Annotated in this window: 8 protein-coding genes; 4 read left to right on the top strand and 4 right to left on the bottom strand. The window is 57.7% G+C overall.

The genetic code is table 11. The features are described from left to right. Positions 1-11 precede the first annotated feature (11 nt). The 3 genes from ABLU78_RS20395 to iroN all read left to right on the top strand — a co-directional run bounded on the left by ABLU78_RS20395 (position 12) and on the right by iroN (position 4,183). Positions 12-1,202, top strand: coding sequence for a glycoside hydrolase family 88 protein (locus tag ABLU78_RS20395; protein WP_032712521.1), 1,191 nt, complete (start codon positions 12-14; stop codon positions 1,200-1,202). A gap of 22 nt (positions 1,203-1,224) precedes the next feature. After that, positions 1,225-1,782, top strand: coding sequence for a DJ-1/PfpI family protein (locus tag ABLU78_RS20390; RefSeq protein WP_015369700.1), 558 nt, complete (start codon positions 1,225-1,227; stop codon positions 1,780-1,782). 226 nt (positions 1,783-2,008) lie between these two features. Next, complete coding sequence (gene iroN, locus ABLU78_RS20385; protein ID WP_015703473.1) at positions 2,009-4,183, top strand: siderophore salmochelin receptor IroN; 2,175 nt, start codon at positions 2,009-2,011, stop codon at positions 4,181-4,183. Between the two features lie 54 nt (positions 4,184-4,237). Here iroN and ABLU78_RS20380 read toward each other — a convergent pair whose 3' ends face one another. The 4 genes from ABLU78_RS20380 to iroB form a co-directional block, all read right to left on the bottom strand. Next, positions 4,238-5,170: an alpha/beta hydrolase gene (locus tag ABLU78_RS20380; RefSeq protein ID WP_032715828.1), complete on the bottom strand. Its 933-nt coding sequence runs from the start codon at positions 5,168-5,170 to the stop codon at positions 4,238-4,240. Between the two features lie 83 nt (positions 5,171-5,253). Then, positions 5,254-6,492 carry an alpha/beta hydrolase-fold protein gene (locus ABLU78_RS20375; protein ID WP_048229468.1) on the bottom strand — a complete coding sequence of 413 codons (1,239 nt, stop codon included), beginning with the start codon at positions 6,490-6,492 and terminating at the stop codon, positions 5,254-5,256. A gap of 103 nt (positions 6,493-6,595) precedes the next feature. After that, a complete protein-coding gene (iroC, locus tag ABLU78_RS20370) occupies positions 6,596-10,264 on the bottom strand; it encodes a salmochelin/enterobactin export ABC transporter IroC (RefSeq protein WP_080968069.1) in 3,669 nt (1,222 codons plus the stop codon). A 46-nt stretch (positions 10,265-10,310) separates the two neighbouring features. Then, positions 10,311-11,426: a salmochelin biosynthesis C-glycosyltransferase IroB gene (gene iroB, locus ABLU78_RS20365; protein WP_048229467.1), complete on the bottom strand. Its 1,116-nt coding sequence runs from the start codon at positions 11,424-11,426 to the stop codon at positions 10,311-10,313. 749 nt (positions 11,427-12,175) lie between these two features. Between iroB and nanR the strand changes: the two genes are divergently transcribed. Then, on the top strand, positions 12,176-12,958 hold the full coding sequence (gene nanR / locus ABLU78_RS20360; protein WP_047055801.1) for a transcriptional regulator NanR: 783 nt from the start codon (positions 12,176-12,178) through the stop codon (positions 12,956-12,958). Positions 12,959-12,965: the final 7 nt, after the last annotated feature.

Below are 12,965 nucleotides of genomic sequence, written 5' to 3'. Positions count from 1 at the left end.
CAGGAGTTGTTATGACCAAATCTGTTATCACCGAAGCGCTGCGGCCGATAGAACTGCATCAGGTCGACCGCCTGGCGTTGAGCCAGAAGCTGGAAGACGCGCTGGCCCGCGTGACGCGCAAGCTGGACAAAAATATCGTTGCCTTCGGCGATAAGTTCCCCGGCGAAGCTTGTGAAAACGGCATCTGGCCGCGTACCGATAACGTAGAGTGGACCACCAGTTTTTGGCCGGGCCAGCTGTGGCTGGCGTGGGAGATGACCGGTAAAGCGCACTACCGCGAAGCCGCCGAGCGCTATTTACCGTCGTTCGCCCGGCGTATTGAGCAGCGTATCGACACCGCGACCCACGACCTCGGCTTCCTTTATTCGCTCTCCTGCATCAGCGCCTGGCGGCTCACCGGCAATGAAGCCGCTCGCCAGTCGGCGCTGCTGGCTGCAGAGCGCCTGATGGAGCGTTTTAACCCGACGGCCAAAATTATCCAGGCGTGGGGCGACTTAAACGATCCGGAGCAGCAGGGGCGAATGATCATCGACTGCAATATGAACCTGCCGCTGCTGTACTGGGCCAGCGAGCAGACCGGCGACCCGCGCTACGCGCAGGCGGCAACGGCCCACGCCGGACAGGCGGCGAATTATATCGTGCGTGAAGACGCTTCGACTTATCACACCTACTATATGGATGTGCAGACCGGCGAGCCGCGCTTTGGTAACACCCATCAGGGCTACAGCGATACCTCATGCTGGTCGCGCGGGCAGGCGTGGGGCATTTACGGTTTCCTGCTGAGCTATCAGCACACCGGCGATAAGCAGATGGTTGAGCTGTCGCGCAGTCTGGCGCACTACTTCCTCAACCGCCTGCCGGAAGATGATGTTTGCCATTGGGATCTGGCGTTGCTCGGCACCGATGCCGTGCGCGACAGTTCGGCGGCGGCGATTGCCGCCTGCGGCCTGCTGGAGCTGGTCAAGGCGTTGCCAACGCTCGACGCCAACCGCGCGTATTACGAAGAGATGGCGCTGCGCATTGCGCTGTCGCTGACCGACAACTACCTGGCCCACGACGATGACCCTACCGAAGGGCTGCTGCAACACTCGGTTTATCATATGGGCAGCGGCAAGGGCGTCGATCAATGCTGTAGCTGGGGTGACTATTTCTATCTTGAGCTGCTGGCGCGGCTGCGACAGATTTGGTACCCGTACTGGTAACCCTCAAGGAATGGAGAGCGAGATGAAAAGCGTAGCCGTGTTATTAGCCCCCGGGTTTGAAGAGGGGGAAGCGATAGTCACTATCGATATCCTGCGCCGTCTGAATATTGCGGTGCAGACAATTGCCTGCGGCGAGAGTCGCGAAGTGGTGAGCTACCACGCTATCCCGATGATAGCGGATAGCACCCTGAAGGCCAGCTTCGATCAAACCTTTGATGCCGTGGTGTTGCCGGGCGGCCCGGAAGGCAGTGTTAATCTGGCGAAAAGCGCGGAGGTCATTGCCTTCGTTCGCCGCCACGATGAAGCGGGTAAATATATCTGCCCGATTTGCTCCGCCGCCGCCCGCGTGCTGGGCGGCAATGGGCTGCTGAAGGGGCGTCGCTATGTCTGTTCCGGGGATCTTTGGCAGCAGGTGAGCGATGGCGTGTACGTGGATGCCGACGTCGTGGAAGACGGCAATCTGCTCAGCGGCCGGGGGCTGGGCAAGGTATTTGATTTCGCTTTCACCCTGGCGGCGCGGTTACAGGGTGATGAAGCGCCGGCGCGCGAACAGGCGGAACATATTTATTATCCGTGGTAGAGGAAAATAGCCAGTGACAGCTAAAGGCGCCTTAGTGGCGCCTTTTACTTTTGTAGCGCCCTCTCATGTCGCCTGGTTATTAGCGCGTCAAGGATTGCCTTAATCTCACTTAAATGATATTAATTATCATTCTCATAATAAAAACATAATAACAATATTAATACCTGGCAAGGATGTGAGCTTAACGAACAACCACTTTAAGTTAGGCATGAATTAGGGAATAGGTATGAGAATTAACAAGATCCTCTGGCCGCTCACCGCGCTTGTGGTAGGGCTGAATAGCCCGCTATCCGCCGCCAAATCTTCCGACGATAGCGATGAAACGCTGGTCGTTGAAGCCACCGCAGAACAAGTACTTAAGCAGCAGCCGGGCGTTTCAATTATTACCAGCGAAGATATTAAAAAGGACCCTCCGGTCAACGACCTCTCCGATATTATTCGCAAAATGCCGGGGGTGAACCTCACCGGCAACAGCGCGTCAGGCACCCGCGGTAATAACCGCCAAATCGATATTCGCGGTATGGGGCCGGAAAACACCTTAATCCTCATTGATGGCGTCCCGGTGACCTCGCGTAACTCCGTACGCTATAGCTGGCGCGGCGAGCGTGATACCCGCGGCGATACTAACTGGGTACCGCCGGAACAGGTTGAACGTATCGAAGTCATTCGCGGCCCGGCGGCGGCGCGCTATGGCTCCGGCGCGGCGGGCGGGGTGGTGAATATCATTACTAAACGCCCAACCAATGACTGGCATGGCTCGCTCTCGTTATACACCAACCAACCGGAAAGCAGCGATGAAGGGGCCACCCGACGCGCCAACTTTAGCCTGAGCGGGCCGCTGGCCGGCGATGCGTTGACGATGCGTTTGTACGGCAACCTGAATAAAACCGATGCCGACAGCTGGGATATTAACTCTTCCGCGGGGACGAAAAACGCCGCCGGCCACGAAGGGGTACGCAACAAAGATATCAACGGCGTCGTCTCCTGGAAAGTGAATCCGCAGCAAATTCTCGATTTTGAAGCCGGATATAGCCGTCAGGGTAATATCTACGCCGGCGATACGCAAAATAGCTCTTCCAGCGCGGTGACCGAAAGCCTGGCGAAATCTGGCGCAGAGACTAACCGCCTGTATCGGCAGAATTACGGTATTACCCATAATGGGGTCTGGGATTGGGGGCAAAGCCGCTTTGGAGTCTATTACGAAAAAACCAATAACACCCGTATGGATGAAGGTTTATCCGGCGGCGGCGAAGGGCGTATTTCGGCGGATGAGAAATTCACCACTAACCGCCTGACCTCCTGGCGCACCAGCGGCGAACTCAATATTCCGCTGGATCTATGGGTCGATCAGACTCTGACCGTTGGCGCGGAGTGGAACCGCGATGAGCTTGACGATCCCTCTTCTACTGGTTTATCGGTAAATGATAATAACATTGGCGGTATTCCCGGTTCAGCGGCGGATCGCAGCAGTAAAAATCATTCACAAATTAGCGCCATCTATTTTGAAGATAATATTGAACCGACGCCCGGAACCAATATTATTCCCGGCCTGCGTTTTGATTATCTTAATGAGTCCGGAGGCAACTTTAGCCCCAGCCTGAACCTGTCGCAGGAATTAGGTGATTACTTCAAAATTAAAGCCGGGATTGCCAGAACCTTTAAAGCGCCAAACCTCTATCAATCCAGCGAAGGCTATCTGCTCTATTCGAAAGGCAACGGTTGCCCTAAAGATATTACTTCAGGCGGCTGCTACCTGATTGGTAATAAAGATCTCGATCCGGAAATCAGCGTGAATAAAGAGATCGGCCTGGAGTTTGCCCTCGACGATTATCATGCCAGCGTGACTTATTTCCGTAACGATTATCAGAATAAGATTGTGGCCGGCGATGATATTATCGGGCAAACCGCTTCCGGCGCTTATATCCTCCAGTGGCAGAACGGCGGTAAAGCGTTAGTGGACGGTATTGAAGCCAGTATGGCGTTCCCGCTGGTGAAGGATCGTCTGAAATGGAATACCAACGCCACTTACATGATTACCTCGGAACAAAAAGATACCGGCAATCCGCTCTCGGTTATTCCGAAATACACCATCAACAACTCCCTGGACTGGACGATTACCCAGGCATTTTCCGCCAGCGTCAACTGGACGCTGTATGGTAGACAAAAACCGCGTACCCATGCGGAGTCGCGCAGCGAAGATACCGGCGGCCTGTCGGGTAAAGAGCTGGGGGCTTATTCGCTGGTTGGTACCAACTTTAATTACGATATTAATAAAAATCTGCGTCTGAACGTGGGGGTCAGCAATATCTTCGATAAACAGATTTATCGTTCATCCGAAGGGGCGAATACCTATAACGAACCCGGTCGGGCCTATTATGCCGGAGTGACGGCGACATTCTGATCGCATCGTCATCAGTATACTGCCCGCAACCGCGCGGGCAGTATCAACGCTGGGTTAAGGGCAGCTATGCTGGTTGGACGCTTTTTCGCGACTCATATCCAGCAGCGCGCTGTGGAATGAGGCGTTAAACATCGGCCCGTGCCCCAGGCCAGGGAAATCCCAAAAGGCGGCATTAACCCCTTTCTCTTTCAGCGTGGCGAGGGTGGCATGTACTTTAGTTAGCACTTCAGCGGCGTGCGTTGCCCGGTTATCACCCGGCGTCGCCGAACCCTCCATAATGGCCAGGCTTTTGGCGCAATATGATGCGGGCTCGACCGCCGTGATTCGGTTCAGCAGGGCAAAGTTGTCCCGGCCAAGCGAAGGACTGGCGCTGTAATATGAATGGAAGAACGAGGACGAAAGCCAGGAGTCGAGCGCGAACAGGCCGCCGTATGAGTGGCCCCACAGGCCGCGGCGCTGTGGGTTGATTTTCAGCCCTTGCTCCGCCTTAGCGGCTATACGCGTTTCCAGTAATTGACGGAAGTCTTCACTGCCGCCGCTTTTGCGGCCAGCATATGTTTCATTATTCTTTCTGACTGCCGGCGTATAGTCGTAGGCCCGGCCGTTAAGATCGAATGGCAGGTTGGTCTGATAACCGACCGCGACGATCACCGGCGGCGATTGCGCCGCCAGCTGCTTGAGTAGTTCGTCAGACAGGCGATCCATTACCGCATTACCATCAAGCATATATAGCACGGGATAGCCCGTTGGTGGCGCGGCTTTATTCGGTATGGCCGTCCATACCCGATAGTGGCGAGCGCCGTCGGCGGAATCGAACTGATTGACGCTGAAGTGGTAAAACGCTGAACCCTTATCGGCGATATTGGGCCCCAACGGCTGCATATCCGGTTTTGCTAAGCCTGAAGCGCTATAGCTGAGGGTGAGGCAAGAAAGAACGGCAAAAAGCGCCTTGCGCGGGCGCGTAGAGCGAGACTCGCGGGCATACATCTGATGATTATTCCTTTTCCGCAGGTGAAATTTTCGTTATTCAGAAAGCACATACAGTTGCCTGAAAGCGCTTGCTGGTCAAGTCAACCCTGCAGTAAGCCGAGCCCATCAAGCAAGGCGCCGCGCCACCAGGCGTAGTCGTGCCCGCCGGTGTAAATGGCGCAATGACTATCAACGCCGGATGCCTGTAGCTGCTGATGAAGCCGCTGGACGTGAGGCACCGTCGAACCTTCCAGTGAGCCCACACACAGGCGGATACGGACAGTACGCGGCGGCGCAGACAACACATGTTCGCTGACCCATGAAGTATCGGTTGCGCTAAATAAATGGGGGCGACTGCCGCCATCTGGCGTCCACCACATGGAAGGCGAATGGCTGAGCACCAGACCGAAAGTTTCCGGCGCATGGCGGGCGGCCATCAGCGCGCTGACGCCGCCGAGGCTCTGCCCGGCCAGGACGGTGCGTGAGCGATCCGCCCATTTTTGTCGCGGCTGTTCGCGGCGAATGGTCGGCAGGAGATGTTCCGCGACGTCCCGTATCAGTTCGCTGCGCCCGCCGAGTATCGTGGTGCGCTCGCGCTCATCGATATTGTCGATGCCCAGCAGCGCCACGGGAACAATGCGACGGCTATCGATCGCGGCGTCGATGGCTGCGCACACCCCAAGATGATCGAACCAGGTTTCGCCATCGGGTAGCACCACCAGCCCCAACGGCTGCGACTTATCAACCGCGGGCAGGTACAGGCGCACCTGCCGTGATTGCCCGGCAACGATCCGTTCTGAGGTCAGCAAGGTGCCGGCGTGGCGGCCTCCGCGCCATTCGGATTGAGCGGGGGCGTTATCAAGCGCCAGCACCGACTCCCGCACGCCGTCGCGAATAGCGATCCCCGGCGTCTTATTGAGCGGATCGGCCTGTCCGGCGAGTGCGGCAAAGCGGCTCCCAAGCTGATTAACAACCTCTTCCGGCGTGCCTGGCGGGATCTCCACCAGTGAATAAGAGCCGCAATAGCTGGCCGGCAGGCGCAGCGTCAGGGTCCAGATATCCGTTGCGGGAATCTGGGTCATCAGCCCTTTTGCCACCTGTTCTTTGTCGGTTACCCGGTTTAATCGCAGATAAACGCCTCTGAGCGGATGGCGGGCGCGCCACAAAAAAGTGACTTCACGTTCATCGGCTGCGCCGTCCACCGTTGTTACTAGCGGTACCGGCAGCGATGTGGCCTGCTGCCAGAAATGAGAAAGATCGGTAATGTTGCCGGTCGCCAACTGGCGGCGCAGGCCGGCGATAGCCGCTGAAACCGGCGGATGTGGATTGATATTGAACATTCTATCTCTTTGAAAAATCATGCTACCAGTAAAAATAGCTAAAGCGGCTGTTCAGCGAACAGCCGCTTTAGGCGTGTTGATTAAGGTCTAACGCTTACCCTCACTATCCCACGATTTCTCCCGTTATGTCGTGTTGGTTGCGTGCATCTGCCGGGCCGACGCTATCGCGCCATAAGCGGGCGTAGAGGCCGTTCGCCGCAAGTAATTGCTCGTGTGTACCGTATTCTGCGAGCCGCCCTTTATCGACAACGGCGATCAGATCGCAGCGCTGGGCAGTGGTCAGGCGGTGCGCCACGATTAGCGCCAGGCGTTTTCTGGCACGGGCGACTTCGGTTAACGAAGACATGAGGCGCTCTTCCGCGCGGCGATCCAGGCGCGATGTGGCTTCATCGAGCAGTAGGACGTGGGCATTCGCCAACTGGGCGCGAGCCAGCGCAATCAACTGACGTTGTCCGGCGGATAAATCCGCGCCGCCGTTATTGACTGGCGTGCGGAAACCTTGCGGGAGCTGACGTACCAGCTCAAACAGGCCTGCCTGCCGTGAAGCGATCTCAACTTCAGCATTGCTGCTGGATGGCCGCGAATAACGTATATTCTCCGCAATATCGCCGCTAAAGAGCGCAACATCTTGATCGACCAGCCCGATCTGACGGCGGTAATCGGCAAGGGTTGTCGCCGTCATCTGTCGTTCCCCAATGCCGATGGTCCCGCTGGTGGGCGAATAGAGTCCGGCGATAAGTTTAATCAATGTCGACTTCCCGGCGCCGCTGCGGCCAACGACCGCCACGACACTGCCCTCGGGGATGGTCAGGGTGAGCTTGTCCAGTGCTGGCTCAGCGCTGCCGGGATAACGGTACGTAACTTCATCAAGCTGTAATGCACCCGTGGCCGGCTGGGTGGAGGAAGGGGGGACGTTTTCTGTCTCTTCGGTCGCCAACAGTTCATCAATATGTTTACCGCTGGCCGTCGCCTGCTGGAAGGAATCCACAATCCCGGATAATTGCTGTACCGGGCCGTAAAACTGCCCCAGCAACAGGAAGAATGCCGCCAGCACCCCGGCGGTCATTTCGCCTTCGGCCACCCTCGATGCGCCAACCAGAAGCACGGCGGCATAGGAGGCCTCGGTACAGAAGGTCAGGAAGGGGAAGTAGACCGCAAGATATTTCTGCGCGCGTACGCGGGTGGCGCGGAAGCGATCCGATAATGCGCGCAGCCGGGCGGCCTCTTGCTCCTGTTGACCATGGGATTGCACGACGCGCAGGCCGGAGACTTTCTCCTGCAGAGTGCTATTCACCTTGCCGATTTCAAGGCGCGCCTGGGCATAGGCTGGAGAGCTCAGGCGACGATAAACCCAGGTCGCCAGCGCGACTATCGGCACTGCGCTTAAGGCCGTCAACGCCAGAATGGGGTCGAGCCAGAACATGGCCGCGGCGATGGCGAACATCGTGACCAGGCTGGTGGCCGCGCCGGCAAGGCCGTTTTGCAGAAAGCGGGCGAGGGAGTCGACATCGACGGTCATCCGGGTCAGGCGTGAATCAACGTGCTTTTCATGCCAGGGGAGGGCAAGACGCAGCATATGGCCGAAGCTGCGCAAGCGTACCGTATGTTGAACCGACTCCGCCGCTCTGGCGGCGAAGATGGTCTGTAGTGAATAACAACACCAGCTTATGACCACCAGGCACAGGGCGAGCAGGGCGCAGATGCCGATAGTCGCCATATCGCCTGCGGCAACCCCCGAGTCAATACCGCGCTGTAGCAGTATTAACACGCCGACGCCAGCGGCAGAATCCAGCGCGATCAGCAGGGCGGCGATGATAAACATCCACGCCACCGGCCGCAGCAGCGAGGTCAATCTACGCCCCTCTCCGGCCAGCGCCTGTTGAACCGCCTGTTCCGGCACGCGGGTCATGCGGGCGACAAAACCGTTGCCGTCAACTTCCGGCAACGCTTGCGGCTCCTCGTTCTGCATCGCTGGCGTTGTTGGCCAAAGATCGCGGTAGCCGCCGGCGGCAGGTTCGAGGAAATCCCCGTCGCCGGTCATCAGCGCGCGGAACGCCGGGCAGCGAGACTCAAGCTCAGCCTGGCTGCCGATGTCCACCACTTGCCCTTTATCCAACACCACAATTCGACTGGCCAACCGCAGCGTCGCCCGGCGGCGGGCAATCACCAGCAGCATGTGCTGGTCATCGGCGTAACGACCCAGCGCGGCATTGATCTCCGCCTCGGTACCGGCATCTACCGCCGATGTGGTGTCATCGAGAATCAACAGTTCCGGTGCGGTAATCAGCGCCCGCGCCAGCGCGATGCGTTGCCGCTGTCCACCGGAGAGGTTAGTGCCGCGCTCGGTTAGGCGGGTATCGAAGCCTTTCGGTAAGGCATTGATAAACTCGCTGGCGCCTGCCGCCGCCGCCGCGCGGCGAATATCTTCCATCGTCGCCTGCGGGTGGCCGTAGGCGATATTTTCCGCGACCGTTCCGGCAAACAGAAAGGCGTCTTCAAATACCACCCCCACCTGACGGCGCAACGCCTCAAGCTTGAGATCGCGAAGGTTCTGCCGACCGGTGCTGGTGTTTAGCCAAATATCGCCAGCGCTGGGATCGTAAAAGCGCGCCAGCAGCATTAGCAGCGTCGATTTACCGGAGCCCGACGCGCCGACGACCGCCAGCGTTTCACCCGCCTGTAGGGAGAAGGAAACATCGCTCAGGATACGGCTGCCGCTGCCATAACCGAAGTTCACTTTTTCTAGCTGCAGGCCAATAACACGACCATTGAGCGCTTCGCTACCGTCAACCATTTGCGAACGGGTGTCGATCAGAGCGAATACCCGTTCTACGGATGCCTGGGTACGTTGGGCGATCACCAGGAACGACGCCAGCACACGGGTAGGTCCGGTCAACATGGCGAGGAAACTGGCAAAGGCCACGAAGGTCCCGAGGTCAATTCGCCCGTGCATCACTGACCAGCCGCCGTAGCACAGTAGAACGATTTGCCCGAGCACCGGCAGCGCCAGCATGGTAGCGCCAGGCATCGCCTGCGAGATGGCCGCGCCGATGCGCACGCGCACCATCTGCCGCGACTGACGATCCAGCCAGCGCGTTTCGCGCAGTTCCGCCACGCAGGATTTCACCACCGAGATCTGCGCCAGAACTTCGCGCATGTGCTCGGTCAGATTCGCCAGCCGGTCTGAAGCCAGCCCTGTCTGAGCGAATACCCGACGACGGGCGCGCAGCGCAGTAATGGCAAGACACGCCAGCACGCAGACCACGATTAGCGTCATGGCCGGCGACATCCACAGCATCACGGCAATACCGGCGATGTAGTAGGTAAATACCGCCAGCGGTACCGGAGCCATCTGCAATAGGGTATGCATTTGCTGCAGATCGCTATTGGTCCGTGAAATCACCTGTCCGGTACGCAGCGCATCCTGGCCTGCGCCATCGAGCTTTTGAATACTGTCGAACGCTCGTCCTCGCAGGGTGTGCTGCACCCACAGCGATAGCTCGCCAGCATAGCCGCGTCGTACATAGTTACCGATGAAATCAAAAAAGGCGATCAGTAGCAGCCCGCAGGCCAGCCACGGCAGGCGGGTAGGATTTCCCGCCAGCGCATCATTTACCGCCTGCCGCGTCAGTAGCGGCGTCAGCGCGGCCAGCAGAATGGTCGACACCGACGCCACCACCACGATAGCGCTAAGTTTCTTACGTTCCCAGCACACGCGCGCAAGGCGGATTATCCAGGACTGCGCGGGTGTGGGAGAGTGAGTCGCAGGCATTAAGCCTCCTCCGTCAATTTAAAGATGAAATCCGCCACGGCGGCCATTACCCTTTTTGCGCCATGGCGGCCAGTTCTTTCGCCACCTCGGTTGGGCAGGCCTGCGCCGCCATTTCCGCCGCCACCTCTTCAGAGGCCTTACGTAATGCGCGATCGTCGAGGAAAGCATTGATCATGCTGCTCGACAGACCTCCGTCGCCGGGGATGATCCCGCAGCCGCGATCGACTACCGCGCGGGCGTTTACTGGGCGATCGGCCCCCTGGCCGAAAACGATCTGTGGAATACCCGCGTGCAGCGCCGTCAGGGTGTTGCCAGCGCCGCCGTGATGGATAAAACCATCGGCGCCGTTGAGGAAGGCGCCCATCGGGATCCAGTCAACCAGGCGAACGTTTGACGGCAACGCGCGTAGATCGGAGCGCGCATTGGCTGAGAGATGCAAAATGATCTCGGCATCGACGTCACTGGCGGAATCCATTACCCAGGAGATCAGATCGAGGCCATCGACCATCGGTTTGACGGTGCCCAGGCTGACCAGGAGACGTTTGCGATCGGGCGTGCGTTCCCACCATTCTTCCCAAACCGCACCGCCGTTATACGGCACGTATTGCATGGGAATGATCGGTTCGCCATCGTTTTGCAGGATGCTCATACTCGGCGGCGTCACGTCGATCCACGCCATATCCTGCGGCGGAGCTTCGACGCCGTGACGGCGGTAGGCGTCAGCGAGTGAGCGCGTCACACCTTTGATATGCCAGGGGGTGTGGCCGAAGCCGACAGTTTGCATGACCACCGGGATATCGTATTTGGCGGCGATCAGCGGCCCGACGACGCCGAGGGGAGGATAGACGATAAGGTCGGGCCGCCAGTGTCCGGCAAACTCCACCAGTTGGTCGGCCATCTCTTCGCTGAAGAACGAGAAGTTGCCCATTTTGGTGCCGATGTTACTTTCCTTCCGCTGCGCCTCGCGGCGGCGATAATCGGCCTCCGAATCGAAGCCGGGCGCGGCATCAAACACCACCAGCCCTGCCTCGGCCGCCTTTTGGGCGAATTTACCGCTACTGGCGATCAGCACTTCGTGACCGTTAACGCGAAATGCCTGCGCCAAAGACAGCACCGGGTATAGCAGCCCATAGAGTGGTGGGCCAACAAACAGAATGCGCATGAGAAAATCCCTCTCCGCTTGACGAACTAATTCAGGAAGTCGACGCAGTCAATATGCCGGCCAGCGCGACGTTAACTATCGTTAACCCGGCTGTGCCTGGCGCTGTGCCATTTTTTAGTTTCGCCAGCGCGACGCATGGCAACGCCGGCGACCCTATCGCAGGCGGTGAATCCGTAGCGCACGCTGACGAATCGGGAATTCCCTGTCCCGACTTCCATTAACGCTTGCGCGTCATTGTCCTGATGAACGGCCTGACGCGCCGCCGCACTGCCACGGCGGCTTGTGAGGCCGCATTTGCCGGGTGAGAGGCCGGTCAACGCGCTGGGCGATGTCCGTAATTCCTGAAGACACCGTGTCGCATCATCCTGATAGCGTCGCCTTCGCGGGTCGGTAAGGGACAAAGCGCCGTTGTTCAGGCGATGCTCGTTCCCTTACGGCCTCGGTATACCTTGCCAAAGAAATCACCAATGCAAATGCTAATGAGAATAATTACCAATATCATTTGCAAATTGCAATGATAAGTAAAAACTTAATGGAACGGGTAAACGTTTATAAGACAAATCGCAGGTGAGCTTTTCAGGAGGGGCGATGGGTTCCGGTAAGTGATGTTGTTCTGCTGGGACAAAGGCCAATCGGTTATTTTTTTATTGCGGAAAGCGGCTGCTTACCGCTGTTCATTACCCGCGTATGATTTGTGATATGATGAAAAAGCGAAACTTTTTCTCTTTTTTCCAGGTTAAACGATACTTATGAGCGCGTTCGATCACTCGTCAGATGACACCCAGGAAACTATCGGCAACAGCCTGCGCCGACGCCCACTGGCGCGCAAAAAGTTGTCTGAAATGGTGGAAGAAGAGTTGGAGCAGATGATTCGTCGCGGCGAGTTTGGCGAAGGTGGACAGCTTCCCTCCGAACGTGAGCTGATGGCGTTTTTTAACGTCGGGCGCCCGTCGGTACGTGAAGCGCTGGCTGCGCTCAAGCGTAAGGGCCTGGTGCAAATCAACAATGGCGAACGTGCGCGAGTCTCGAGACCGTCGGCGGACACCATCATTTCCGAGCTTTCCGGGCTGGCGAAGGATTTTCTCTCCGCGCCTGGCGGTATCGCGCATTTCGAGCAGTTACGCCTTTTTTTCGAATCAAGCCTGGTGCGCTATGCGGCTGAGAACGCCACGGATGAGCAGATTTCCATGTTAAGCAAGGCGCTGGAGATTAACGGCCAGTCGCTGGATGATAACGCGCAATTTATTCGCTCAGACGTCGATTTCCACCGCGTGCTGGCGGAGATCCCCGGCAACCCTATCTTTATGGCGACGCATGTTGCTTTGCTTGACTGGCTAATCGCTGCGCGGCCGAAAGTGTCGGAGCAAGAGCTTCATCATCACAATAACGTCAGTTTTCAAGAGCATATTGCCATATTTAACGCCATACGCGATCGCGATCCGGACGAAGCCGATCGTGCGTTGCAAACCCACCTCAAAAGTGTTTCCGCCACCTGGCGTGCCTTAGGTAAATCCAAAAAATCCGCTAAATGATCCCTGC

The sequence above is a fragment of the Klebsiella sp. JN_Kp122 genome, assembly GCF_040062085.1.
Lineage (GTDB): Bacteria > Pseudomonadota > Gammaproteobacteria > Enterobacterales > Enterobacteriaceae > Klebsiella > Klebsiella aerogenes.
The sequence above is the reverse complement of the archived record's forward strand: the minus strand, read 5'-3'. Positions and strand labels throughout refer to the sequence as shown.